The sequence below is a fragment of the Mycobacterium dioxanotrophicus genome (assembly GCF_002157835.1).
Taxonomy (GTDB): Bacteria; Actinomycetota; Actinomycetes; order Mycobacteriales; family Mycobacteriaceae; genus Mycobacterium; species Mycobacterium dioxanotrophicus.
This window is the reverse complement of record NZ_CP020809.1, coordinates 2,200,823-2,225,344: the sequence shown is the minus strand read 5'-3', so window position 1 is coordinate 2,225,344 and position 24,522 is coordinate 2,200,823. Positions and strand designations below refer to the sequence as shown.

At 66.1% G+C, this 24,522-nt stretch carries 24 protein-coding genes and 2 pseudogenes; 18 read left to right on the top strand and 8 right to left on the bottom strand.

Features of this window, described 5'->3' with window-relative positions:
- Positions 1-7 precede the first annotated feature (7 nt).
- Positions 8-1,684 carry a nitric oxide reductase activation protein NorD gene (locus tag BTO20_RS10745; protein ID WP_198344331.1) on the bottom strand — a complete coding sequence of 559 codons (1,677 nt, stop codon included), beginning with the start codon at positions 1,682-1,684 and terminating at the stop codon, positions 8-10.
- Positions 1,685-1,791: 107 nt separating this feature from the next.
- Between BTO20_RS10745 and BTO20_RS10740 the strand changes: the two are divergent.
- A pseudogene (locus BTO20_RS10740) lies at positions 1,792-2,279 on the top strand (SDR family NAD(P)-dependent oxidoreductase); the annotation flags it as partial.
- A gap of 193 nt (positions 2,280-2,472) precedes the next feature.
- On the top strand, positions 2,473-3,786 hold the full coding sequence (locus BTO20_RS10735) for a TetR/AcrR family transcriptional regulator (protein ID WP_408632165.1): 1,314 nt from the start codon (positions 2,473-2,475) through the stop codon (positions 3,784-3,786).
- Between the two features lie 52 nt (positions 3,787-3,838).
- On the opposite strand, the gene BTO20_RS10730 is transcribed toward BTO20_RS10735, so the two are convergent.
- A complete protein-coding gene (locus tag BTO20_RS10730) occupies positions 3,839-5,014 on the bottom strand; it encodes an acyl-CoA dehydrogenase family protein (RefSeq protein WP_087075700.1) in 1,176 nt (391 codons plus the stop codon).
- Between the two features lies 1 nt (position 5,015).
- Complete coding sequence (locus tag BTO20_RS10725; protein ID WP_087075698.1) at positions 5,016-6,020, bottom strand: acyl-CoA dehydrogenase family protein; 1,005 nt, start codon at positions 6,018-6,020, stop codon at positions 5,016-5,018.
- A 265-nt stretch (positions 6,021-6,285) separates the two neighbouring features.
- Between BTO20_RS10725 and BTO20_RS10720 the strand changes: the two genes are divergently transcribed.
- Genes BTO20_RS10720 through BTO20_RS10705 form a run of 4 tightly spaced genes read left to right on the top strand, consistent with a single transcriptional unit; the run spans position 6,286 to position 9,833 of the window.
- Positions 6,286-7,389, top strand: coding sequence for an amidohydrolase family protein (locus BTO20_RS10720; RefSeq protein ID WP_198344330.1), 1,104 nt, complete (start codon positions 6,286-6,288; stop codon positions 7,387-7,389).
- A gap of 20 nt (positions 7,390-7,409) precedes the next feature.
- Complete coding sequence (locus tag BTO20_RS10715; RefSeq protein ID WP_087075696.1) at positions 7,410-8,552, top strand: amidohydrolase family protein; 1,143 nt, start codon at positions 7,410-7,412, stop codon at positions 8,550-8,552.
- A gap of 1 nt (position 8,553) precedes the next feature.
- On the top strand, positions 8,554-8,946 hold the full coding sequence (locus BTO20_RS10710; RefSeq protein WP_087075694.1) for a Rieske (2Fe-2S) protein: 393 nt from the start codon (positions 8,554-8,556) through the stop codon (positions 8,944-8,946).
- A complete protein-coding gene (locus BTO20_RS10705) occupies positions 8,943-9,833 on the top strand; it encodes an alpha/beta fold hydrolase (RefSeq protein ID WP_087075692.1) in 891 nt (296 codons plus the stop codon). The genes BTO20_RS10710 and BTO20_RS10705 overlap by 4 nt, the downstream gene beginning before the upstream one ends.
- Positions 9,834-9,838: 5 nt before the next feature.
- Here the strand turns inward: BTO20_RS10705 and BTO20_RS10700 are convergent, their stop codons facing one another.
- Positions 9,839-10,312 (bottom strand): hypothetical protein, encoded by a 474-nt coding sequence (locus BTO20_RS10700; protein WP_087075690.1) that lies wholly within the window; start codon positions 10,310-10,312, stop codon positions 9,839-9,841.
- A 27-nt stretch (positions 10,313-10,339) separates the two neighbouring features.
- On the opposite strand from BTO20_RS10700, the gene BTO20_RS10695 reads away from it, so the two are divergent.
- From BTO20_RS10695 to BTO20_RS10660, 8 genes and pseudogenes are all read left to right on the top strand, one after another.
- Entirely contained in the window at positions 10,340-11,629 is a 1,290-nt protein-coding gene (locus BTO20_RS10695; RefSeq protein WP_087075688.1) for an NADH-ubiquinone oxidoreductase-F iron-sulfur binding region domain-containing protein, read from the top strand.
- A pseudogene (locus BTO20_RS10690) lies at positions 11,626-11,826 on the top strand (ferredoxin); the annotation flags it as partial. The gene BTO20_RS10695 and the pseudogene BTO20_RS10690, both read left to right, overlap by 4 nt.
- A 30-nt stretch (positions 11,827-11,856) precedes the next feature.
- Positions 11,857-13,512, top strand: coding sequence for a thiolase C-terminal domain-containing protein (locus BTO20_RS10685; protein ID WP_087075684.1), 1,656 nt, complete (start codon positions 11,857-11,859; stop codon positions 13,510-13,512).
- Between the two features lie 5 nt (positions 13,513-13,517).
- Positions 13,518-14,390: an alpha/beta fold hydrolase gene (locus tag BTO20_RS10680; protein ID WP_087075682.1), complete on the top strand. Its 873-nt coding sequence runs from the start codon at positions 13,518-13,520 to the stop codon at positions 14,388-14,390.
- The gene (locus BTO20_RS10675; RefSeq protein WP_087075680.1) at positions 14,390-15,208 is read left to right on the top strand and encodes an NAD(P)-dependent oxidoreductase; all 819 of its coding nucleotides are present in this window, start codon (positions 14,390-14,392) and stop codon (positions 15,206-15,208) included. Before BTO20_RS10680 ends, BTO20_RS10675 begins: the two co-directional genes overlap by 1 nt.
- Positions 15,208-16,002, top strand: a complete 795-nt coding sequence (locus BTO20_RS10670) for an NAD(P)-dependent oxidoreductase (protein ID WP_087075678.1) — start codon at positions 15,208-15,210, stop codon at positions 16,000-16,002. Before BTO20_RS10675 ends, BTO20_RS10670 begins: the two co-directional genes overlap by 1 nt.
- 113 nt (positions 16,003-16,115) lie before the next feature.
- Positions 16,116-17,318: a cytochrome P450 gene (locus tag BTO20_RS10665; RefSeq protein WP_087075676.1), complete on the top strand. Its 1,203-nt coding sequence runs from the start codon at positions 16,116-16,118 to the stop codon at positions 17,316-17,318.
- Complete coding sequence (locus BTO20_RS10660) at positions 17,315-17,512, top strand: ferredoxin (RefSeq protein WP_087075674.1); 198 nt, start codon at positions 17,315-17,317, stop codon at positions 17,510-17,512. The genes BTO20_RS10665 and BTO20_RS10660 overlap by 4 nt, the downstream gene beginning before the upstream one ends.
- An 80-nt stretch (positions 17,513-17,592) precedes the next feature.
- Here BTO20_RS10660 and BTO20_RS10655 read toward each other — a convergent pair whose 3' ends face one another.
- The 4 genes from BTO20_RS10655 to BTO20_RS10640 are packed head-to-tail and all read right to left on the bottom strand — an operon-like array spanning position 17,593 to position 20,310.
- A complete protein-coding gene (locus BTO20_RS10655; protein WP_087075672.1) occupies positions 17,593-18,513 on the bottom strand; it encodes an LLM class F420-dependent oxidoreductase in 921 nt (306 codons plus the stop codon).
- Between the two features lie 6 nt (positions 18,514-18,519).
- Positions 18,520-18,843, bottom strand: coding sequence for a DUF1330 domain-containing protein (locus BTO20_RS10650; RefSeq protein WP_408632164.1), 324 nt, complete (start codon positions 18,841-18,843; stop codon positions 18,520-18,522).
- Positions 18,836-19,030: a ferredoxin gene (locus BTO20_RS10645; protein WP_087075668.1), complete on the bottom strand. Its 195-nt coding sequence runs from the start codon at positions 19,028-19,030 to the stop codon at positions 18,836-18,838. Before BTO20_RS10645 ends, BTO20_RS10650 begins: the two co-directional genes overlap by 8 nt.
- On the bottom strand, positions 19,027-20,310 hold the full coding sequence (locus BTO20_RS10640) for a cytochrome P450 (protein ID WP_087081916.1): 1,284 nt from the start codon (positions 20,308-20,310) through the stop codon (positions 19,027-19,029). Before BTO20_RS10640 ends, BTO20_RS10645 begins: the two co-directional genes overlap by 4 nt.
- A 188-nt stretch (positions 20,311-20,498) precedes the next feature.
- Between BTO20_RS10640 and BTO20_RS10635 the strand changes: the two genes are divergently transcribed.
- Genes BTO20_RS10635 through BTO20_RS10620 form a run of 4 tightly spaced genes read left to right on the top strand, consistent with a single transcriptional unit; the run spans position 20,499 to position 24,472 of the window.
- A complete protein-coding gene (locus BTO20_RS10635; RefSeq protein WP_198344328.1) occupies positions 20,499-21,149 on the top strand; it encodes a TetR/AcrR family transcriptional regulator in 651 nt (216 codons plus the stop codon).
- Between the two features lie 16 nt (positions 21,150-21,165).
- Positions 21,166-22,467 (top strand): acyl-CoA dehydrogenase family protein, encoded by a 1,302-nt coding sequence (locus tag BTO20_RS10630; protein WP_087075664.1) that lies wholly within the window; start codon positions 21,166-21,168, stop codon positions 22,465-22,467.
- A gap of 59 nt (positions 22,468-22,526) precedes the next feature.
- On the top strand, positions 22,527-23,510 hold the full coding sequence (locus BTO20_RS10625) for a phosphotransferase family protein (protein WP_087075662.1): 984 nt from the start codon (positions 22,527-22,529) through the stop codon (positions 23,508-23,510).
- Entirely contained in the window at positions 23,507-24,472 is a 966-nt protein-coding gene (locus BTO20_RS10620) for an NADPH:quinone oxidoreductase family protein (RefSeq protein ID WP_087075660.1), read from the top strand. The genes BTO20_RS10625 and BTO20_RS10620 overlap by 4 nt, the downstream gene beginning before the upstream one ends.
- Positions 24,473-24,522 lie beyond the last annotated feature (50 nt).

The window sequence follows — 24,522 nt, the reverse complement described above, 5'->3', positions numbered from 1 at the left end:
TCTGACATCACGTCACTCGGCGCCGGAGATCGGCGGTGCGCAGCGCCGCGCGGAACAACGGACCGATCACATCTGACAACTGCCCGGGCTTGGGGATCGAGGCATGCGCGGCGCTGCCGAAGACCTTGCGAAGTTCGCCCGTGTCGGTCGCGGCGCCGATGGTCAGACACAGGCAGCCGATGCCCCGGCGGCGGGCCTCGGCGAGGGCACGGCGCGCGTCGGCGGCCCCGTAGACCCGCTCGTAGCCATGGTCGTAGGCCAGCCCGTCGGACAACACCACGAGCAGCCGGCGCTTGGTCCCGGCCTTCTCGGCGATCACGCTGGAGCCGTGCCGAATTGCGGCGCCGAGCCGCGAATACGCGCCCGGCCGGAGCGCAGCCAGCCTGCGCATCACCGCCACATCCAGCTGATCGTCGAATCGTTTGACCGGCAGCAGATTCACCGCCGCGCGCCCTTGCGACTGGAACGCGTATAGGGCGACCCGATCGCCCAGTTCGTGCAGCGCGATGGTCAACGCAGCGGCCGCGGCACGCTGCTGTTCATGGATGTTGTGCCCGAACGTGCCTGCTTCTGCAGCCGAGCCTGACACGTCGAGCAGGACCAGCACTGCCAGATCGCGACGGCGGCGCAGACTGTCGACGTAGAAGGACTCGTCCGGGGCCGATCCGGCGAGCATCTCCACCCTGGCCTCGACCACGGCGTCGACGTCGACGTCGTCGCCCTGGGCCTGGCGGTGACAGCGATCCAATCCGATGCCCAACCGGGTCAGCGGCCGCCGCAACGAATGCACGTCCGGCCGCGACAGCGGTTTCTCGCCGTCGAGTGGCGTATCGATCTCGTGCACGGTGCACCAATCGGGGCGGTACCGTTTGCGATGCACGTCCCATTCGGGATAGCCGAAGCCACCACCGGCACCGTCACGAACATCGTCGGCATCGGACGCCGCGGAGGCGACCGAGGTCACCGGCCCGGATCCACGGATGCCCTTGGACGACCGATGGGTCGGGGTGTCGGCGCCCGGCGTCCCGCCACTGCTGAGTTGCCGCACGCGACTCATCATGCGCTGCAGCAGCTTCCCTGCCACTCCACCACCACCGACCGGGCTGGAGAACGGATCCATCACATCGTCGCCATCGGCGGCTTCGTCGTTGATTTCCTCGAGCTGCGTACGCGCACCTTTCCGAGGCACGTGCGGCATCTGCACATCGACAGGGTCCGTGGCGGCCCGGGCCGCGAGCAGCTTGCGGGCCTTGATGGCCCCGAAGCTGGCGGGCGGGTTCGCGATTGCGTTGTCGGTCGACGCGAGAGCCAGTGACGCGCTGGGGGAATCGGAGCGCATGGCGATGTCGACGTCGATCAATGAGCGCACCCGGCGCGGCAACAGATGTTCGGTCGATACCAGGACCCGCTGCCCTTCGATTGCCAGATACCTACGACTCAGAGTGGGTCGGCGAATGAGCTTGCGTACCAACGGCGGATCGAGGCTGCCCGCCGCGAGCAGTGCAGCCTGCACGGCCACCGACTGCAGCTGCTCGGATCCGCTCGCCGCGCGGTCGATGAACACCGTGGTGCCGTCGGTCCACGCAGGTTCACCATCGCCACCGTCGGCGACCGCGACGGCCCGCCCGGCAAGCGCCGACGCCAGCAGCGCCAGCCGATGCGGACCGTCGCCACCACTGCTCACCTGGCTACCGCCCACCCCACCTCATTCGTTGACCAAATATCTGTTCCACCGTAGAGTCCGCACCATCGGCAGTCAATCACCGGAGGAACCATGATCGACTTCACCGGTTCATCGCGTCGTCGGCGGGGATGTTCGGCCAGCATCTCGAAGCGCACTACGCAGCAGCCAAGGCCGGTCTGGTGGGGCTGAGCAACGTCATCGCACTGGAGGGCGCGCCCCACGGGATCCTCGCCAACACCGTCCTGCCGTTCGGGCTGTCCCGGATGGTCACCGAAACGCTCGGTGACCCGAAGTCCCTGAGGACAATGGCTTCTTCAAGGCCATGCGCCCGGATCTGGTGGCACCGATCGTGGTGTACCTGGCGAGCCGCGCCTGCGGCATCAGCCACCAGAATTTCTCGGCATGCGCGGGACGGTTCGCCAGGGTTTTCGTCGGCCTGGCCGACGGCTGGCTGGCATCCGCAGCCAGCACGCCCACCGCCGACGACATCGCCGAGCACCTGGGCGACGTCACTGCGACGGAGCCCTACACGATCCCCGGGTCGATCTACGACGAGGTGTTCGCGATCACCGAACGCCTCGGCGTCGACGCCTGAACGCCGTGACGACGTTGCCGACGGCCCACCCCCACGGGCCTGCAAAGAACCCGGCACCGAGGCGTCTACCGGCGCATTCGGCACCGACGGATCCCCGGGTGCGACATCGTCGCTCTGGTAGCCTCTAACCAAACTTTGGGTCGGTGCATCGGTCCCAAAACACATGACGGGAGCCAGGAATCGTGGAGGTGCTGTGGGGCGCGCCCCGGTGACGCCTGAGCCGCGCAAGCCACTCAAGCGCACCACCGACGCCGCCGCAGCCGAAGACCGCACGCGCCGCACTGAAATCCTGCAGACCGCCGAATCGCTGATCGCCACCTCGGGATTGCGCACATCGCTGCAGGAGATCGCTGACGCCGCAGGCATCCTGCCGGGCAGCCTCTACCACCACTTCGAGTCCAAAGAAGCGATTCTGGTGGAATTGCTGCGGCGGTATCACGCCGACCTGGACCGCATCGCCGAACAGGCGCAGGCCCGTCTCGACGACCCCGCACCGCGATCAGCGTTCGACCGGATCGCCGAACTGGGCTCGGACATCGCACAGTGCGCCGTGACTCACCGCGCAGCGCTGCAGATGTCGTTCTACGAGAGCCCAAGTTCCAACCCCGAACTCGTCGCACTGGCGCGGCGCAGGCCGACGGCCACGCTCGACGCCATGCAGCAGACCCTGCGCGCCGCCCGATGGAGCGGCTACCTACGGTCCGACATCGACCTCGCCGTGCTGGCCGACCGCATCTGCCAGTCCATGTTGCAGGTGGGCCTCGATGTCATGCGGCACAACGCCGGCCCGGACAAGGTTGCCACCCTGCTGTGCCGGATCCTGTTGGAAGGGTTGTCCACCGGCCATCCCACCGATGCCGAACTCGATCGGTCGCAGCCGTTTCTGGCCGCGGACGCCGTGGTGCGCAGCTGGGTAGACGAAGCCCGGTCCGAGGCCGACGACAAGACCGCCCACATTCGCGCCGTGGCACGCGCGGAGTTCGGCCGCCGCGGCTACGAGAGCACCACCGTGCGGGACATCGCTTCGGCGGCGGGTATGGGTACCGGCACGGTGTACCGGCTCATCGGGTCGAAGGACGGACTGCTCGCCGCGATCATGCAGTCGTTCGGCGAGAAGATCGCCGTCGGCTGGACGGAGGTGCTGCGCTCCGAGGGTACGACCATCGAGAAGCTCGACGCGCTGAGCTGGATCCACACCAACGCCCTTGACCAGTTCGGCGACGAGTTCCGCATCCAGCTGGCGTGGATGCGTCAGTCACCGCCGGATACCCCGAATCCCGGCTGGCTGTATGCCAAACGTCTCAAGCAGGTCAAAACGCTTCTCGCCGAAGGTATCAAGGCCGGCGAGATCGGCATCGACAGCCCGTCGAACGAGATGCTCGCGCGCTCGGTGATCGGCGTGGGATGGATTCCGGAGAACCTGTTGCGGGAGTTGGGCACCAGGGCAGCGCTCATCCACGTGCGCGATACCAGTCTGCGCGGCGTCGTTGCGCGAGCAGACACGTAGGTCCGCGACACGCCGCGGTTGGCGTACCTGAGTGACTGTTCGCGGGAGAAACTCAGCGCCGCGGCAATCCGAGCACCTGGGTCGCGATGATGTTGCGCTGGATCTCCGACGTGCCGCCCGCGATGGTTCCGCCGAAGCTGCGCGCGTAACGCTCGAACCAGCTGGCGAAGTAGTGGTCGAGGTTCATGTGTTCGTAGGGCCCCGTCGTCGACGGGTGCACCAGCCCGTCCGGTCCCGCAGCGGTCAACGCGTTCTCGAAGGCGTTGCGCTCGGCCTCGGAACCGAAGAGCTTCAACACCGATACCGACGCGGTGTCCATCTCGCCGCGCGACGCCCGGGCCAACGCCGCAGAACCCATGGCCCGCAACGCTTGATAATCCATGACGGTGGTGGCGTACTGGTCCCGTTCGAGCGCCGTGCGGGGACGGAAGTCGGCGAGCATGTTGTCGATGCGGTCCGCGAAACCCAGCCACATCATGGTCCGCTCGTGACCGAGCGAGCCGTTGGCGACGCCCCACCCGCCGTTCAACGGGCCGACGAGATTCTCGGCAGGCACCTTGGCATCGGTGAAGAAGACCTCGTTGAAGTCGAGATTCTCCTCGCCCGTCATGTCCGCGAACGGCCGGCACACCACACCGGGGGTGTCGGTCGGGATGATCAGCACGCTGATGCCCTTGTGTTTGGGCGCGTCAGGATCGGTACGGACGAAGGTCAGCAGGAAGTCGGCGTCGTGTGCGCCCGACGTCCACACCTTCTGACCGTTGACGACGAAATGGTCCCCGTCCAAGATGGCCCGCGTGCGTAGAGACGCAAGATCCGAGCCAGCGCTCGGTTCACTCATGCCGAGCGACGCCGTGCGCTCACCGCGCAGCACGGGAACCGCCCAGCGGTGCTTCTGTTCCTCGGATCCGAACGAAAGCAATGACGCGGCAATGATATTAACGCCCTGAGGGTTGAAGCTGTGGTAGATGCGCCTGCGGCACAGCTCATCGAGGTGCACGAACTGCTGTACGACGGTGGCGTTACGGCCACCGAACTCCGGCGGCTGGGCGGGCAATAGCCAACCGTTGTCGAACAACAGCCGCTGCCAGTCGCGCGCCCACTGCGGCATGTGCGACACCGAGCGGGGCCGCGCATGAGTCTGCGCCTCGGATGGCAGATGGGCGTCGAGGAACGCGGCGAATTCGGCGCGGAAGGCCTCGACATCGGAATCGAAGGTCAGTTGCATCTTAGAGCCCCCTGTACGTCGTGCGGTACTCGGCGGCGATCACCGCACGGTGCTCGGCCGCCCCACCCAGCAGCAGTTCGCCGGCCTTCGCGCGCTTGAGCGCGAACTGAACGTCGTTCTCCCAGGTGAATCCCATCGCCCCGAACAACTGCAAGCCGTGGCGAAATACCACCGCCTGACACTCCCCCGCTGCGGCCTTGGCCATCGCCGCGGACAGTCGCCGCCGTGAGTCGTCGGCAGCGATGGTCAGTGCGGCGAAGTACGACAGTGCCCGGGCCCGTTCGATGGCGACGTGCATGTCGACGGCCTTGTGCTGCACTGCCTGGAACGATCCGATCGGCACACCGAACTGATGACGTTGCTTGACGTGTTCGAGCGCGAGGTCCAAAACCCGTTGGCAGGCACCGACGGTCGTCACCGCCATACCGGCCAGAGCCAGATGCCGGGCCTTCTCGGTGTCGACATGCATGCGATCGGTGCCGGGAACACTCACCCCGTCGAACGTCACTTCGGCAATGTGCAGCACCGGATCGAAAGCCGGCGTGCGCCGGGCGCGCACCTTGTCGGCCGGCACCAGGAACACTCCGGCGTCGGTCACCACTGCCAGCGCCTGCACGCGGTCTCCGTCGAGCACGTGATGCGCGGTGCCGTCGAGCACCCAGCCCGTGGCATCGCGCCGTGCGGCGACCCCGCTGTATACGGCGGTACCCGCGGCGGCGGGGTCGAACCGGTCCTCGGCCAGCGGCGCGTACTGCGTCATGGTCGCCAGATACGGGGTCAGGTCGGTGGCACGACCCAGCTCTTCGAGCACGATCGCGAGCTCGACCGCATTCTGCGGATCGGTGAGTTCGGTCCAGCCCTGATCGATGTAGCACTGCCACAGCGGTGCTGGATCGACCCCCCGCTCGGCGACCTCCCGGACCAGGGTCGCCGGACACTGCTTGCCGACCGCGTCGCGCACGGTTTCCTGCCATAGCCGCTGATCGGCATCGAATTCGAGTAGCACGCGCCGCCTCCTGTGGGCTGTCACATCCAGGCGAGAATAACATTCTCCTCAGATGATCTGGCATTCTCGTGAGCCAAGGATGACTTCTCCGCCATCGGCCGCTAGGCGACTGACCAGCAGGAGCGCCTACCTGCATGGGAGCTAATCCGCATTTGGAGAACAATATTCTTGCTATTGAAGAATAAGGATCTAAACTGGCAGAAGGTCCGGTGTCACGGTCACACCGTCGACAACGTGTGCACCGGACGAACATCGGAGGTCAGCCTTGGCAGTGCAGCACCCCGACGGGACCAGCACCCCGGTCATCGATGCCAGCGTGCACGTCTTCTTCGGGTCGAACAAAGACTTGAGGCAGAACTTTCTGCGCGAGCCGTTCGCCAGCCGCGGCTTCCCCGACTACGAAATGAATTGGTATGGCGCGCCGGGCGGCGAGTACGCAAAGCACAGCAAGGGGCCCGAACGGCAATACCCCGGCTCGGATCCCGATCTGACCGCGCAGCATCTGTTCGCCGACCGCGGCGTCGACATCGCGATCCTGCACCCCATGACCCGCGGCATCATGCCGGACCGCCACCTGGGCACCGCACTTGCCAACGCGCACAACGAGATGATGGTGACGCGCTGGCTCGACCACGACGCGCACGGCCACCGGTTCCGCGGCACCATCCGGGTGAACCCCGACGACGTCGCCGGCGCAGTGCGCGAGATCAACCGTTACAAGGACCATCCTCGCGTCGTGCAGATAGGCGTGCCGTTGCAGTCCCGCGAGCTGTACGGCAAGCCGCAGTACTGGCCGCTGTGGGATGCTGCCGCCGATGCCGGTCTACCGGTGGCGGTGCACATCGAAGGCGGTGCGGGCGTCCAGTTTCCGCCGACGCCATCGGGCAAGACCCGAACCTATGAACAGTATCTCGGCTTCATGGCGCTGAATTACCTGTACCACCTGATGAACATGATCGCCGAAGGCGTCTTCGAGCGCACGCCGGCACTCAAGTTCGTGTGGGCCGACGGCGCGGCCGACATGCTGACACCGTTCATGTGGCGCATGGACTGCTTCGGCCGGCCGCATCTGGAGCAGACACCGTGGGCTCCCAGAATGCCCAGCGATTATCTTCCCGGCCACGTCTACTTCGTGCAGGGCGCCCTCGACGGGCCTGGCGACGTCGAGTTCGCCGGCGAGTGGTTCGGGTTCACGGGCAAGGAAGACATGGTGATGTTCGGGTCGAGTTACCCGCACTGGCAACTGAACGAACCGACGGTACCGGCCGCATTCACCGCCGAGCAGCGGGACAAGCTGTTGTGGCGCAACGCCGCAGAGCTCTACGGGCTGCGCAGCGCAGTCATACCGTCCGCCGTTGCGGCACAGTAGAAGTACGCGAGGGAGGATTCATGTCCGTCACAGCGAGCCCACGAGTACCCGCGGCCGAGCGCATCGCGGTCCGGTGCGTCGACTCCGACGTGCACCCCATGCCCAAACGCGGTGAGCTCATCGAGTACATCCCTGAGCCGTGGCGCAGCAAGTACTTCCTCAATCACCCGGTAGGCGAGCAGATCTATTACGACGCACCGGATTACGCGCACTCCTATGCGATGCGGGTCGACGCGTTCCCGCCGGATGGCGAATTCGCCTGCAGCGATCCCGATATGGCGCTGCGCCAGCTGATCATGGAGGCCGGCTCCGACATCGCCATCTTGGAGCCGACGCACGCCGAGAGCCGGTTGGCCGAGGCCACCGCGGCCTACTGCACCGCGACCAACGAGTGGCTGGCCAACCACTGGCTCGACAGCCATAACAACTGGCATCAACGGTGGCGGGGCTCGGTGTGTGTGGCCATCGAGGAGCCGCAGCTCGCGGTCGCCGAGATCGAGAAGTGGGCCGATCACCCCTACATGGCTCAAGTGCTGATCAAGGCCGAGCCGCGGCCGTCGTGGGGGGATCCCAAGTACGACCCGGTCTGGGCTGCGGCCACCAGGCACGACATCACGGTGAGCTGTCACCTCTCGCGTGGCGAATTCGACACGTTACCGCTCCCGCCGGTCGGATTGCCGAGCTACAACCACGATTTCATGGTCACGTACTCGCTGTTGGCCGCCAACCAGGTGATGAGCCTGATCTTCGACGGTGTCTTCGACCGCTTCCCCACCCTGCGCATCGTGTTCGTCGAGCACGCGTTCACCTGGATCCTGCCGCTCATGTGGCGCATGGACGCGATCTACGCGGCTCGCAAATCCTGGCTGGACATCAAGCGCAAACCCAGCGAATACGTCAAAGACCACATCAAGTTCACCACCCAGCCGCTCGACTACCCCGAAGACAAGACCGAACTGTCCCGGGCGTTCGAGTGGATGGAATGCGAGAAGATCCTGCTCTACAGCAGCGACTATCCGCACTGGACGTTCGACGATCCGCGCTGGCTGGTCAAACACCTGCCCGAGCACACCCGCGAGGCGATCATGTTCCGCAACGGCATCGAGACCTACAAGCTGCCCGAGACCGTTCCGGTTCTCGAGGGCCAGGTCCGGGTGTTCTGACGTGAGCGAACCGGACAAGCGCCCCCGGCTTGCGCAGGGGCGCGAGCACGTCGTCGCCACTGTCGACGAAATTCCCCCCGGCACCCACAAGCTGGTACCGATCGGCCGCCACGGGGTCGGCGTCTACAACGTCAACGGCACGTTCTATGCCATCGCGAACTACTGCCCACATGAGGGCGGGCCACTGTGTTCGGGGCGGCCCCGCGGACGAACTGTCGTCGATGAGACCGCCCCCGGTGGCGCGGTGATGGTGCGCGATCAAGAGTTCATCTATTGCCCCTGGCACCAGTGGGGTTTCGAACTGGCGACCGGCACGACCGCAGTCAAGCCGGAGTGGAGTATCCGTACCTACCCGGTGCGGATCGTTGACGACGAAGTGTTGGTGATGGCGTGACGGTGGTACTCGAGCAGGACGAGAAGGTCATCGAGATCAACGGTGGCAACGTCGTGTACGAAATTCTCGGTGAAGAAGGCGATTTCATCGCGCTGACGCCGGGAGGACGGTTCAGCAAGGACATCCCGGGGTTGCGTCCGCTGGCCGAGGAACTGGTCAAGGGCGGCTACCGGGTACTGCTGTGGGACCGCCCGAACTGCGGCAAGTCCGATGTGCAGTTCTACGGATACAGCGAATCACACATGCGGGCCGAGACGTTGCACCAGTTGATCACCCAGCTGGGCATCGGCCCGTGCATCCTGGCCGGCGGGTCCGGCGGTGCCCGGGATTCGATGTTGACGACCATGCTCTACCCCGAGATCGTCACCAAGCTCGTGGTGTGGAACATCGTCGGCGGGGTGTACGGCTCGTTCGTGCTGGGCTCCTACTACGTCGTCCCGAGTATCCTCGCGGTTCGCGGTGCGGGTATGAAAGCCGTTGCCCGCATTGACGAGTGGAAGGAACGGATCGCGGAAAACCCGGCGAACGAGGCCCGCATCCTGGCGCAGGACGCGGACGAATTCCTCAAGCTGATGCTGCGCTGGCTCAATGCGTTCGTACCCAAGCCCGGACAGACCATCCCTGGGGTCGAGGACGAGATGTTCGACAACATCAAGGTTCCGACGTTGATCATCCGGGGCGGCGAGAACGATCTCGACCACCCGAAGCGCACCTCTTTGGAAGTGAGTTGCCTGATCAAGGGTTCGACGCTGATCGACCCGCCGTGGCCCGAAGATGCCTGGGAACGCGCCGGAGAGGATCGCGCCTCTGGAAAGGCCAAGCGGTTCAACATGTTCGACACCTGGGTGCAGGCGGCGCCGGCGATCCTTGATTTTCTCGGCAAATGACGGGCTCACACCGTGCGGATGTGCACCTCGCAGTTGAGCGAGGCCTCGAGTGCCGTATGGATCCGGCTTTCGGGGATGCGGTCCAGGTCGGCCTCGCGCAGCGTCACCGACACCACCTCCCAGCCGTCGCTGTCGACACCGCGCTCGATCTCGCCGGACAACCCGAAACCGGCCAGCACACCGCGGGCGTCGTCGTCGGTGCCACGGCTGACGAAGGTGACCACACCGGCCTGCGGAGCCGTACCGAAAGCCTTGGCACACAGTTCGATCACGAGCTGTTGAAGCTCCTGTGCATCGTCGCCCGCGATGAGAACCTGCACCTCACGCCGGTGCGCGGGCAGACCGGCGAGCTGGTTGTCCAGCACCTGCGCGCCACGTTCGATCATCATGTCGCGGAGCATCGTCATGCCGTCGGCCAGTTGCTGCGGCCCGAGCTCGCCGACCGGGTCGACGCCGACGCGCACCACAGCAGTTCTCATGCCGGTTAGCGTAGCCGGGGACGGGATGTGACCATGACAGCCGATCTCACCGCCGCGGCATGGCCGGGTCTGACGCCGCGCCTGTTGCGCACGGAGACACTCACCGATTACCTGCGATCCGGTGGCTATGCCTGCCTTGACGATCCGGACCGACTACTCGGCGAAGTGCAGGCCAGCGGTCTACTCGGCCGTGGTGGAGCGGCCTTCCCGCTGGCGGTCAAGCTGCGTGCGGTACGCGACAACGGACGCGAGGCCGGCGGAGCCGTGGCGATCGCCAACGGCGAAGAAGGTGAACCGACATCGATCAAGGACCGCTGGCTGCTGCGCAACCGGCCCCATGCAGTTCTCGACGGCCTGCGGCTGGCGGCCACGGTGATCGGCGCCCAGCACGCCTATCTGTACGTGTCCGACCGCCAGGCCGCCGAGCATGCGCAGGCCGCGCTCGGCGAGCTTGGCGGCGAATTGGGCTCGCTGCCCATCGAATTCGTGCTCGTCGCACCGGGCTACGTGGCCGGTGAGGAGACCGCAGCGGTCCACGTGATCAACGGTGGTCCGGCCAAACCCACCGACAAGCCACCACGGCCATTCGAGCAGGGTGTCGGCGGGTTTCCGACGCTGGTGAGCAATGTCGAGACCCTGGCTCAGCTGGCGTACCTGAACATCCACGGAGCGACCCAGTTCCGCACCGCCGGCACCGATGCGTCGCCGGGCACCTTCCTGGCCACCATCACCGGTGCAGGCCGTCCGGCCGCCCTCTACGAGCTGCCGCACGGCATCGCGGTCGCGGATCTGCTGACGCTGCACGGCATTCCCCTGCAGCAGGTCACCGGGGCGCTCATGGGCGGGTACTTCGCCGGGCTGCTCAATCGCGACATCCTCGGGGCCACCCTGGATCACGAGACGATCCGGGAACTCGGCAGCGGCCTGGGCTGCGGCGCGATCACGGTACTCACCGACGACTGCCCGGTGGCGGTCGCCGCGTCGGTGCTCACCTACTTCGACCGGGAGAACGCCGGACAGTGCGGGTCCTGTTTCAACGGCACGGCGGCCATGGCGGCGGTGATGGCCGCGCTGCGCGACGGCATGGCCGGTGAGGACGACGTGGCCCGGCTGCAGCGCTGGTCGGTGGTGCTGCGTGGCCGGGGTGCGTGCGCCACCCTCGACGGCGCGGCGAATGTGGCGGCCGGCCTCCTGACCCAGTTCCCCGACCTCGTGCACAGCCACCTCGAAAACGCCTGCCCGGCATGCCGTTCCGGCGCGTTCACAGCGGTGCGACCGTACGAGGTGGAACGACTCGACGAGGTGGTGGGGGTATGAGGATCAAGCTGGACCGCACGATGTGCGACGGGTTCGGGCTGTGCGCCAAGCACGCGCCGGAGTACTTCCCGCTCGATGACTGGGGATATGCCTCGCTGGCGGGCGACGGCACGGTTCCGGAGGCCGATCACGACGCGGTCAAGCGTGCTCTGCTGGACTGTCCGGTGCACGCGATCATCGAGTTGTCCGAACAACGGTCCGCCGTCGAAGCCGGCTAGGGAGTCGAGTTGTCAGAGATACCGGGCCGGCCACTACCCACGGTCACCGCGCTGAACGAATACTTCTGGACCGCGGGCGCCGACGGGGTATTGCGCATCCAGGAATGCCTCGACTGCAATGCGCTCATCCACCCACCGCAGCCGGTGTGCCGGTACTGCCGGAGCCACGAACTCCGACCCCGCGAGGTCTCGGGCCGCGGTTCACTGGCCGGATTCACTGTCAACCACCGCTTCGGTTTTCCCGACCTGCCGCCGCCGTACGTCGTGGCCGAGGTAGCCATCGTCGAGGATCCCCGCGTCCGGCTGACCACCAACATCGTCGACGCCGATCCCGACAACCTCCAGCTGGGACAACCGGTGGAGGTCACCTTCCAGCAGCTCGACGATATCTGGCTGCCTGTCTTCCGCCCGGCGGCAGACCTCACGCCCACCCCTGAGCCCGTCGATCTCATCGCGCCCGAGGACTTCGCCAAACACGTCCGACCGATGCTGGGCACCCAGAAGTTCGAGGACCACTCGGCCATCACCGGGATCGGCGCCTCCCGCCTCGGGCGCCGGTTGATGGTGCCACCGCTGGCATTGACCATCGAGGCCTGTGAGGCCGCGGTCGCTGATGCCGGGCTCACCCTCGACGACATCGATGGCCTGTCCACCTATCCGGGACTCGATGTAGCCGGCATGGGCGAGGGCGGCGTCACCGCGCTGGAGGGTGCCCTGGGCCTACGGCCCACGTGGATCAACGGTGGCATGGACACCTTCGGGCCGGGCGGTTCGGTGATCGCCGCCATGATGGCCGTCGCCACCGGCATGGCCCGGCATGTGCTGTGCTTCCGCACCCTGTGGGAGGCGACCTTCGGCCAACTGGTCAAGGAGGGCAAACTCGCGCCACCGATGAGCGGCCGCACCACCAGCTGGCAACACCCGTACGGCGCCACCTCGGCAGCACATACTTTGGCGCAGAACGCCGGACGCCATTTCCACCGGTACGGCACCACCCGTGAAACCCTGGGCTGGATCGCACTGAACCAACGTGCGAACGCCGCATTGAACCCGACGGCCATCTACCGGGACCCGCTCACGATGGAGGACTACCTGTCGGCGCGCACCATTACCACGCCGTTCGGGCTCTACGATTGTGATGTGCCGTGCGACGGTGCGGTGGCCGTGATCGTCTCCGCCATCGACGCGGCACGCGACCTCGCCAAGCCGGCGATCCGGTTCGAGGCGGTGGGCACGCAGATCATCGAACGCACCGACTGGGATCAGACCACCATGACTCACGAACCGCAGGTGCTGGGCCAATCCGCGCACCTGTGGTCGCGAACCTCATTGCGGCCCGAAGACGTCGACGTTGCCGAACTCTACGACGGCTTCAGCTTCAACTGTCTGTCCTGGATCGAAGCCCTCGGCTTCTGCGGCATCGGCGAGGCCAAAGACTTCCTCGACGGCGGCCACAACATCGCGCGCGACGGCGTCCTGCCGCTGAACACCCACGGTGGGCAGTTGTCCCACGGCCGCACCCACGGGATGGGCCTGATCCACGAAGCGGTCAGTCAACTGCGCGGCGAGGCCGGCGACCGCCAGGTCGCCAATGCCACGGTGGCCGTGGCCAGTTCAGGTGGCCTGACCCCCAGCGGTGTGCTTCTGTTGCGGACGGACGATTGAGCGTCATGGACAAGACGGTTCCGCACCCCCGCGTCGTGATGGTCGACGGTGTCCCGATGTCCGCGCTCGTCGCAGAGGCCGCCGATCCCCGCGCCGTCATCGTGGCGTTGCATGGCGGGGCCACCACATCGGTGTACTTCGATTGCCCTGGACACCCGGAACTTTCGCTGCTGCGCGCCGCAGTGGCCAACGGCTGCACCGTGATCGGGCTCGATCGGCCGGGATATGGCGCGTCGGCAGCCTACCCGGACGCCATGGCCCATCCCGACCAACGCGTGGCGCTGGCGTTCGGTGCGGTCCACCGCATCGCCGGACCGGGTGCCGTGTTCGTGCTGGGCCATTCGATGGGATGTGAACTGGCGGTCCGGATGGCCGTCGACGGAGGCCCCGACGTGCTGGGCATCTCATTGGCCGGCACGGGCCGTCGATATCAGGCCGCGGCCCAGGAGATCCTCAAGAATGCGGCGATCGACCACCGGCCCCGTGGGCTACGTGACCTCCTGTGGGAGCCGGCCCGGCTGTACCCACCTGACGTCATCGGCAACGGTCTCTCGTCGGCCGGTACCGCCTACGAGGCCGATGTCATCAAAACCTGGGCCACACAGGACTTTCCGCAACTCGCCGCCAAGATCATCAGCCCGGTGCAATTTCTCGCCGGGGATCACGAGAGCGTGTGGGAGTCGGATGCCACGGCGTTGGCGGCGATCGGCGCGATGTTCGGCTCGGCGCCGCACGTGGATGTCGGTGAGCTCGCCGACTCCGGACACAACCTGAGTGTCGGGCTGACGGCCGGGCATTATCACCGGCGGGTGTTGTCGTTCGTCGAAGACTGCGTGGCCACGCGGGGCCGCACCGATTCGGAAGTGGAGGCAGGTTGATGCGTGTCGGGTTCATCGGGTTGGGCAGCCAGGGCGCCCCCATGGCGCGCCGGATCACCGAAGGTGGCTACGAGACCACACTGTGGGCACGTCGGCCCGCGTCGGTCGAACCGTTCGCCGACACCGCGGCCAAGGTCGCCGGCACGCCGGCCGAGTTGGCCGCCGCGAGCGATCTGGTGTGCCTGTGCGTGGTGGGCGACGACGACGTGAGGGAAGTGCTCGGCGGCGATACCGGAGTGCTGACAGGCCTCGCGCCCGGCGGCATCATCGCCATCCATTCCACCGTGCATCCCGACACCTGCCGCGAGATAGCGACTCTGGCTGCACAGCACGACATCTCGGTGATCGACGCACCGGTGAGCGGCGGCGAGCCCGCGGCCACAGCAGGCACCCTGCTGGTCATGGTCGGCGGCGACGACGACGTCGTCGAACGGGCCCGGCCGGTGTTCGCCACCTATGCCGACCCGATCGTGCACCTCGGTGCCGTGGGTAGCGGCCAGGTCGCGAAGATCCTGAACAACCTCTTGTTCAGTGCCAACCTCGGTGCCGCGATGAGCACGCTGGAACTCGGTGAGGCGCTGGGCGTTCCGCGCGACCGGCTGTGCGAGGTGATCACCCGCGGGTCGGCCACCAGCAAGGCGCTCAACAGTATCGCGATGTTCGGCGGCACCCTGGACAATCTCGCGCCGATCGCGGGGGCACTACTGCAGAAGGATTGCCGCCATGCTGCCAGCCTGGCCGGCGCCGCGTCCGCTCCGGAGGGAGCGGTTTTCAATGCTGCGGACGCCGCACTGCTCCTGATGAACCACGCCCGCTGATGCGCGTCGGCTTCATCGGGGCGGGCCGCATGGGCACACCCATGGTCAGCCGGCTGGTGGCCTTCGGACACCACGTCACCGCACTGGGTAGAACACCCGAAAAGTGCGACGCTCTCACCGAATTGGGTGCGGCTGCGGCCTCGGATCACGCCGCGGTGGCCGACGGAGCGGACGTGGTGATCGTCTGTGTGTTCACCGACGAACAGGTCCGCGAGATCTGCGTCGAAGCCGACCTCACCTCCGCCATGGGTCCGGAGTCGGTGCTGGTCGTGCACACCACCGGAAGTCCTCACACCGCCGAGCAGATCGCGGCACTGGCCGCGCCACGTCACGTCGGCGTCATCGATGCACCGGTCAGCGGGGGCCCGCACGATATCGCCGCCGCCCAGTTGACGGTGTTCGCCGGCGGAACCGACCGGGCGGTGGCACACGCCCGGCCGGCGTTGGAGAGCTACGCCGACCCGGTACTGCATGTCGGCCCACTCGGCGCCGGGCAGCGCGTCAAGCTCATCAACAACACACTGTTCGCCGCGCAGATCGGACTGGTGGCCGAAGGGGTTCGGCTCGGCGGCCGGCTCGGCATCGACGAACCCACCCTGCTCAAGGCATTGGTCAACGGCAGTGCGGGCAGTCGCGCCCTCAGTGGCATCGCCGCGACGGGTTCAGCAGATGCGTTCATCAGCAGGGTCGGCGAGTTCATCGGCAAGGATGTGGCCGTGGTACGCAGCACCGCGGCCGACCTGGACACCGACCTGGGGCTGTTGGACACCGTGGTCGACGCCGGACTGCGCTGATTTCCCTTTTCAACCACCCCGAAGGCCGTTACTGTTACCGTTACAGTTCGTCAGTTTCCCGTAACGCTCGTTGCGGTGCTTCCGGCAGCAGCCAGCCGTGAAGGAGGAGCCAAATGACCAAGCCCCAGGTGATTTTCGACCCGTTCTCCGAAGAGTTCTTCAACGATCCGTTCGACATGTACCGGCGGATGCGCCAGGACGCACCGCTGTACTACAACGCTGAACTCGACTTCTATGCGCTGACCCGGCACGACGACGTTGCAGCCGCCCTGAAGAACCACGACGCGTTCTCCTCGTCGCGCGGCTGCGATCTGGCGATGGTGCAGAGCGACGAACCGCCGCAGAAATCGATCATCTTCATGGATCCACCCGACCACCGCCACATGCGCAGCCTGCTCAACAAGGCGTTCACCCCACGGGCGATCCAGGCCCAGAAGGACACCGTGATCGAGCAGATCGATCACTTCCTCGGGCAGATAGACTCCGACGAATTCGATGTCGTGCAGGACTTCTCGGGCCCGTTCCCGGTCGAGGTCATCACCCGGATGGCCGGCGTCGATCCGGAGTACCGCCAGCAGGTTCGGCACTGGATCGACGCCAGTCTCTCGCGCGAACCCGGGCAGATCGGCTATTCCGAGGCAGGCATGCAGGCCACCATGGATACCGCCATCTACTACTACTCGCTGGTGCAGAAGCGTCGCGATAACCCACAGGACGACATGATCAGCCGGCTGATCGCGGCCGAGATCCCCGGCGAGGACGGTCAGCTGCGGCGGCTCGACGACATCGAGATCACCGGCTTCGCCACCCTTCTCGGCGGGGCCGGGGCCGAGACCGTGACCAAGCTGGTCGGCACCGCAATGGTGTTGTTCGCCCGCCATCCCGAGCAGTGGCAGAAGCTGCTCGACGATCGTGACAAGATCCCGGCCGCCGTCGAAGAGTTGCTGCGCTACGAGGGCCCCGTCCAGTACAACGTGCGCTACACCCTCAAGGAGGCCGACGTACCCAGCGGCACCATTCCGGCAGGCAAGGCGGTGTTCCTCATCAGTGCCGCTGCCAACCGCGATCCCGACGCGTTCACCGAGGCTGACGCCTTCGACATCGACCGCGATCGCACCGAGGCACAGAATCTGGGCCTCGGTTACGGGATCCACAGTTGTCTCGGTGCGGCGCTGGCGCGGATGGAAAGCTGCATCGCACTGGAGAAACTCCTCGACTTCATGCCACGCTACGAGGTGAACTGGGATGGCCTGCAACGGGTTCACATGCAAAATGTGGCGGGCTACTCCCATGTGCCGGTGAGGAGGCTGTCATGAGCAAGGTGCACGTCGATTTCGGCCTGTGTGAAAGCAATGCGGTGTGCATGGGCATCATCCCCGAGGTGTTCGACCTCGACGACCAGGACTATCTGCACATATTGCAGGAGGACGTGACGCCGGAGAACGAGGCGCAGATCCGCGAGGCGGTGCGGCAGTGCCCTCGGCAGGCCATCTCGATCGACGACGAGTAGTTCCGGCCTGACCACCGTCGAGTCTGCGCCCAGGGCGCACACGTGCGAGTGGCGGGCACCATGCACGCAGGGCCAACGGTCTACGCCGCTGCGATCACCGCCTCGCCGAACTGCTCGATGGCTTCCAGCGCATGGCTCAGACTGTCGCCGGGCAGTGACACGTGCAGCCAGGTGACGCCGAGCGCGGCGAGCTTCTCCACACCGCTCAAGTAGGCGTCGGCATCGAAATCATCGGTGCCGGGGCTGCCGCCGTCGAAGTTGTTGAACACGATGTCGATTGACGACGGGTCACGCTCCTCCGCGTCCAGCCGGGCCCGCAGATCGTCGATGCCCGCGGCCAACCGGTCCAGGGAGTCGATCGCCGCGGTGCCCGCGGTCTGCGCCAAACCGGGCGGTGCGGCAAACGGGCACCAGCCGTCCCCGTGTCTGGCCACCCGGGCGCGCGCGGCGCCGGTGTTGCCGCCGATCCAGATCGGTGGATGGGGTGCACTCACCGGCCGCGGGTGGGCCGTGATGCCACGGGCACTGAAATGACGCCCTTCGAAGGAGAATTCGTCGGTGGTCCAGATGCCGCGGATCACCGCGAGCGCCTCGCCGAACAACTCGGCACGTTCGTCGTAGTCGACGCCGAGCGCTGCGAATTCTCGCTTGAGGTAACCGACCCCGACCGCCAGAGTGAACCGTCCACCCGACATCAGGTCGAGCGTCGCACCGGCTTTGGCCACCACGAACGGGTTTCGGTACGGCAGCACCACGATGTTGGGCACCAGCCGTAGCGTCGTTGTACCCGCGGCGGCGAATGCCATGGCCACGAACGGATCCACCGCATCGTGTCCCCCCGCGTCCAGCCACCGTTGCGACGGCGCGGGATGGTCGGTGAAGCCGAAGCCGTCAAATCCCGCCGCTTCGGCCGCGGCGGCAACCGCGGCCACTCCAGACCCACTCACCAGATCCGGATGGTACGGGTGAGTGTGCATCGGATGGGTGATGCTGAAACGCATGGAAGTTCAGGTCGGGAAGCCCGAGAAGATGACACCGTTGCACTCGGCGGCGCGGGCGCGCACCTTTGCGGCCGCCTGATAGGCATCGGAGTAATACCATTCCCGCGCCGCATCCACCGAGTCGAACTCCAGCACCACCGTTTGCGTGCCATGCCACGAACCCTCGATCACTTCGGGTTTCTGGGCGACGGCCACGATGGTCGCACCGGCCATCGCCTGCATGGCGAGCTTGCCGTATTCGGCCATACCGGCCGGATCCTTGACATCCTCGGTGATGATCACATACCCCTTGGGCGCACCGGCCATGGACGAATCTCCTTGATCAGTCATTAGTTTCGATGATTGCCCGCTCGGGACAGTTCGCGACGGCCTCACGAGCGGAATCCTGCAACTCCGGAGGCACATCCTCAGGGTCGGCCACCGCGTAACCGTCGTCGGACAGGCTGAAGATCTCAGGGCACATCGTCAGGCACATGCCGTGTCCGCGACAGCGATCCTCGTCGACGGTCACCTTCATCGGACGTCGAACTCCAGGTGCAATTCGGTGAGTCCGCGCAGGATGAAGGTCGGGATGTAGGTGTAGCGCCGCTCACCGGCCGGCCCGTGCTTGGTCTCGGAGATCCGGATGTCCGTCGTGCGGTCGAGCAGCCGTTCGATACCGACGCGGGTCTCCGCACGGGCCAGGGGTGCGCCGGGGCAGCTGTGGATGCCGCGACCGAAGGCCAGGTGCTGACGGGCGTTCTTGCGGGCCGGGTCGAAGGTATCCGGGTGCTCAAAGCGCCGCGGATCCCGGTTGGCCGCACCGTTGAGCACCATTACCGTTGCGCCTGCGCTCAATTCGGTGTCCCCGACGGTGACCGGGCAGCGCGACAACCGGAAGTCGCCTTTGACGGGGCTCTCGATGCGCAGTGCCTCTTCGATGAAATTCGGGATGAGGCTGCGGTCTTCGCGCAGTCGCCGCTGAATGTCGGGCTGCTCCCCCAGCACCTTGAGCGCGGTGCTCAGCAGCCGCACCGTGGTTTCCTGTCCGGCGGAGAACACGTTGGTGGCCACGCGGGCAACGTCGCCGACATCGGGGACCGAGCCATCGGGGAAGGTGGCCTCGGCAAGTCCGGTCAGCACGTCCTCGCGGGGGTGGGCGCGACGGTCGGCGACGTAATCGGAGAACTGCCCGTACAGGAATTCCAGCGGACTGTGCGAGAGCGATTCCTTGCTGGTGCTCCCGACTCCGCCGCCGGAATGTCGTTTGATGCCATCGACAAACCCGGCGCGATCCTCGGCCGGGATGCCGAGCAGGTCGGCGATGACCAGCAGCGTGAACGGGCTCGCGAATCCCTTGATGAAGTCGCCTTCGCCCGGGGCCAGATACGTGTCGAGCACCTCGTCGGCGAGCTGCCACATCGCGTCCTCGTTCTCCTTGAGGCGCTTGGGCGTGATGAGCCGCATCAGCAATGAGCGGTGATCGGTATGGGTCGGGGGGTCCAGGGTCGGCAGCTGGTCACTGAAGGGCAGTTCGTTGCGGTGCTTTTCGATCAGAGCGGTCACGTCGTCGGCGCTGCGGCCTTCCAGCGGGACCGGAAATCCCGGGAAGGGCCCCGTCACCGAGATGCACGACGAGAAGGTCTCTTCGTCGTTGTAGACCGCCACCGCTTCGTCCCAGCCGGTCACCATGGTCACGCCGTAGTGGTCCTCCCGGCTGACCGGACACTTGTCGCGGAGCGCCTCGAAGAACGGATACGGGTCGTCGACCAATCGTTCATCGCGGAAGAAATCGATACCGGTTGGGTCGATCGCCATGCGCTGCTCCCGTTCCAGCCGCACGGTCATGAGAATGCGGCTCTCATCTTTGAACATAACATTTCCACAGCGTTGGTTGCGCGTCAATGTAGGGCGCCGGGCGAGGACGGCCAACCGTCTCGAGCCAAGCGTTAGTTAGACGCACGTCGACTATTTTCACGAACTCGATACCCTGTTACAGTCCGGATATGCCTCGCTCAGACGCACCTTCCGCGGCTGACGGTAGTCAGCGCCGAGCATCGTTTCAGCGGGCCCGATCGCATCGGACCAAACGCGAGTTGGTGCAGGCCGCGATGGCGTTGTGGCGGACCAACGGCTACGCGAAAACGACGGTCGCCGACATCTGCCGGGCCGCCGGGGTGTCCCGCGCGCTGTTCTACTTCTACTTCCCCGCCAAAGAGGATGTGCTGTTCGAGGTCGGGCTGCTGTCCACGCGTTCGGCGCAACGGCGCATGGAGTCGTTGACCGGCGCCGACTACGACCTGGTGGAGGTGATAGGCCAGGGGCTACGGAGTTTGGAACGGTCCATGGCCCGCAACCCTCCGGAACTCGTCATTGAAACCATCCTTGAGGGCTACCGGCACGAGCACCGCATCCTGGCCGGCGCCCCGACGCCCGACGAGGAAGGTGCCGACATGTTCGGCGCACTGTTCGCCCGAGCTCAGTCCGACGGCCGGCTGGCCGACCACGTCGATGTGCCTCACCTGGCGCACCTGGCGCAGATCCTTGTCAGCGAGGGCGTACGGCACTGGGCGGGCGGCAGCTACGGAAAGCGCTCATTCGCCGACATCGTCACCCGCGACATCGCCGCTCTCATCACCGGATTCAACCACCAGTAGATCGGAGGACCCAACCGTGGCTTGGGATTTCGAAACCGACCCCGAGTACCAGAAGTTGCTCGACTGGGCCGACGAATTCGTCCGCGATAAGGTCGAACCACTCGACCTGGTGTGGCCGCACCAACAGTTCACCCCGCTGGCGGGCAGCCGGCGCGATGCGGTGGATCCGTTGAAAGCCGAGGTCCGTCGTCAGGGCTTGTGGGCCACCCATCTCGGGCCCGAACTCGGCGGGCAGGGCCACGGCCAGCTCAAGCTCGCGCTGCTCAACGAGATCCTCGGCCGCTCGCAGTGGGCGCCAATCGTTTTCGGCTGTCAGGCACCGGATACGGGCAACGCCGAGATCATCGCGCACTACGGCACAGACGCGCAGAAGGAACGCTACCTGCACCCGCTGCTCGAGGGTGAGCTGTTCTCGTGCTACTCGATGACCGAACCCCATGCCGGGGCCGACCCGACGCTGTTCACCACGCGGGCCGTGCGCGATGGGTCGAGCTGGATCATCAATGGGTGGAAATTCTTCTCCTCCAACGCCGCAAGCGCGTCGTTCCTCATCGTCATGGTGGTGACCGACCCCGACGTCAGTGCCTACCAGGGCATGTCGATGTTCCTGGTGCCGACCGACACTCCCGGCGTGAAGATCGTCCGCAACGTCGGCTTGTACGGAGAGCGAGACAACGAGGGTTCGCACGCGTTGATCCACTACGACAACGTCCGGGTACCCGACGATGCCCTGCTCGGTGGCGAAGGGAAGGCCTTCATCATCGCCCAAACTCGCTTGGGAGGCGGGCGGATTCACCACGCCATGCGCACCATCGGGTTGGCTCGCAAAGCTCTGGACATGATGTGTGAGCGGGCCCTGAGCCGACACACCCAGGGCAGCCGGTTGTCGGACAAGCAGTTCGTGCAGGGCTACATCGCAGACTCCTACGCGCAGCTGCTCCAGTTCCGGTTGATGGTGCTCTACACCGCGTGGGAGATCGACAAGTACAACGACTACAAGAAGGTTCGAAAGGACATCGCCGCCGTCAAGGTCGTGATGCCAACCGTGCTGCACGATATCGCCTGGCGGGCAATGCAGATCCACGGTGCCCTGGGAGTCACCAACGAGATGCCGTTCCTGGGCATGGTCACGGGCGCGGCCGTGATGGGGTTGGCCGACGGGCCCACCGAGGTGCACAAGACCACGGTGGCCCGCCAAGTGCTGCGCGACTACCAACCCACCGAGGGCACCTGGCCGACCGAGTGGATCCCCGGCAAGCGAGAGGCCGCGCGAGCCCAGTTGGCGGAGTACCTCGACGCGGAGGTCGGCAACCTGTGACGCAATCTGAATCTGCCCCTCACGTGCGCGGTATAGATGTTGCGCGCCTTGCCGATTGGATGAACGACACCGGCCTGCCGGGCAAGGGTGAACCGGTCGAGGTCCGATTCCTCTCCGGCGGCACCCAGAACGTGATCTACGAGATCCGGCGCGGCGAGCAGAGCTGCGTGCTGCGCATGCCGCCGGCCGGCGCCCCGCCCGACCGCGACAAGGGCATCCTGCGGGAGTGGCGGATCATCGAGGCGCTCGACGGCACAGATGTTCCGCACACCGCGGCCGTCGGGGTCTGCGCCGATCCCGAGATCCTCGGGCGACCGTTCTACCTCATGGGTTTCGTCGACGGCTGGTCACCGATGGACCAACATGGCCGCTGGCCTGAACCGTTCGACAGTGATCTGACCGCCCGGCCCGGCTTGAGCTATCAGCTGGCCGAGGGCATCGCGCTGCTGGCACGCGTGGATTGGCAGGCACGCGGCCTCGGCAATCTCGGGCGGCCCGACGGGTTCCACGAACGCCAGGTGGACCGCTGGATCGGCTTCCTCGACCGCATCAAGAACCGTGACCTGCCGGGCCTCGAGGTCGCCACCACATGGCTGCGCGCGCACCGGCCGCTCGACTTCGTGCCGGGCCTCATGCACGGGGATTACCAGTTCGCCAACGTCATGTACCGGCACGGCGCACCCGCGCAGCTGGCCGCGATCGTGGATTGGGAAATGGGCACCGTCGGCGACCCGAAACTCGATCTCGCCTGGATGGTCCAGAGCTGGCCTGCCGGCGAATCCGGCGAGTCCGACATGAATTACGTCGACATGCGCGGCATGCCCTCGCGCGACCAGGTCGTCGCGCACTACGCCGAGGTGTCGGGCCGTCAGGTCGACGATCTCGACTATTACCTGGTGCTGGCCAAGTGGAAGTTGGCGATCGTGCTGGAGCAGGGATTCCAACGTGCCGGCGACGACGAGAAGCTGCTGGCGTTCGGCGCGGTGGTCACCGAGCTGATGCGTTCCGCGGCAGACCTCGCCGAGTCCACCGACTACCGGTGAAGGCTGCCGTCTGCCCGCGCTACGGACCACCGGAGGTGCTACGCATCGAGGAGTTGCCCTCCCCCGCGCTGCAGCCCGGGCAGGTACGTGTTCGGGTGGTTGCCGCTGCGGTCAACTATCCCGACGTGCTCCTCATGGCCGACAGGTACCAGATGCATGTGCCGGTGCCGTTCATCCCGGGCAGTGAGTTCGCCGGCACGGTCACCGAAACGTCCGGTACGGACGCCGGTTTCGCGATCGGCGATCGGGTGGCCGGCTCCGGGATGTTCGGTGCGTTCGCGCAGGAGGTGTGCGTATCCCCGGGATCGCTGGCGCGGATCCCGGACGGCGTCGATGACCGTACCGCCGCCGCGTCCGGTGTGGCGCACCGCACCGCCTATCACGCCCTGCGCTCGATGGCTCGTGTCCATTCCGGCGATGACGTCGTGATCCTCGGCGCGGGCGGCGGGGTCGGGTTGGCCGCGGTCCAGCTCGCCGCCGCTTTGGGTGCCCAGGTCACCGCCGTGGCCTCGTCGGAGGAAAAACTCTCAGCAGCACGACTTTACGGCGCAAGCAAGGTGCTCAACCATCGCAACGGTGACCTTCGCACCGCGCTGCGGCAGGCCGTGCCCGACGGTGCGCATGCCGTCATCGACCCGGTCGGCGGGGAATTGTCCGAGCCCGCGTTGCGGTCGTTGCGGCGCGGTGGACGGTTCGTCACCGTCGGGTACGCATCGGGCGTCATCCCCCGAATCCCGTTGAACTTGTTGCTGGTCAAGGGTATTCACGTTCTCGGCTTCCAATTCCAGGACGTGTCCTCCGAGGAGTTCGTGCGCAACGAGGACGAACTACGCAGCCTGCTGGCCAGTGGCACCGTCGTACCGCACGTCGGCGCGGTGTACCCCCTGTCCCAAGCGGCCGAGGCGCTGCGGCTCGTCGCCGACGGGCGCGCGGTGGGCAAGGTGCTCATCGTCGGCTGCTAGAAGTACTCGCACCGCATTGTGATCTTGAGTTACATCTCCCCTAACTATTG

Coding starts and splice junctions, on each gene's coding strand:
- BTO20_RS10730 (WP_087075700.1), bottom strand. CDS start 5,014: ATGCAACTGACCTTCGATTCCGATGTCGAGGCCTTCCGCGCCGAATTC.
- BTO20_RS10715 (WP_087075696.1), top strand. CDS start 7,410: ATGTCCGTCACAGCGAGCCCACGAGTACCCGCGGCCGAGCGCATCGCG.
- BTO20_RS10700 (WP_087075690.1), bottom strand. CDS start 10,312: ATGAGAACTGCTGTGGTGCGCGTCGGCGTCGACCCGGTCGGCGAGCTC.
- BTO20_RS10680 (WP_087075682.1), top strand. CDS start 13,518: ATGGACAAGACGGTTCCGCACCCCCGCGTCGTGATGGTCGACGGTGTC.
- BTO20_RS10675 (WP_087075680.1), top strand. CDS start 14,390: ATGCGTGTCGGGTTCATCGGGTTGGGCAGCCAGGGCGCCCCCATGGCG.
- BTO20_RS10670 (WP_087075678.1), top strand. CDS start 15,208: ATGCGCGTCGGCTTCATCGGGGCGGGCCGCATGGGCACACCCATGGTC.
- BTO20_RS10665 (WP_087075676.1), top strand. CDS start 16,116: ATGACCAAGCCCCAGGTGATTTTCGACCCGTTCTCCGAAGAGTTCTTC.
- BTO20_RS10660 (WP_087075674.1), top strand. CDS start 17,315: ATGAGCAAGGTGCACGTCGATTTCGGCCTGTGTGAAAGCAATGCGGTG.
- BTO20_RS10655 (WP_087075672.1), bottom strand. CDS start 18,513: ATGCGTTTCAGCATCACCCATCCGATGCACACTCACCCGTACCATCCG.
- BTO20_RS10650 (WP_408632164.1), bottom strand. CDS start 18,843: ATGACTGATCAAGGAGATTCGTCCATGGCCGGTGCGCCCAAGGGGTAT.
- BTO20_RS10645 (WP_087075668.1), bottom strand. CDS start 19,030: ATGAAGGTGACCGTCGACGAGGATCGCTGTCGCGGACACGGCATGTGC.
- BTO20_RS10640 (WP_087081916.1), bottom strand. CDS start 20,310: ATGGCGATCGACCCAACCGGTATCGATTTCTTCCGCGATGAACGATTG.
- BTO20_RS10635 (WP_198344328.1), top strand. CDS start 20,499: ATGCCTCGCTCAGACGCACCTTCCGCGGCTGACGGTAGTCAGCGCCGA.
- BTO20_RS10625 (WP_087075662.1), top strand. CDS start 22,527: ATGAACGACACCGGCCTGCCGGGCAAGGGTGAACCGGTCGAGGTCCGA.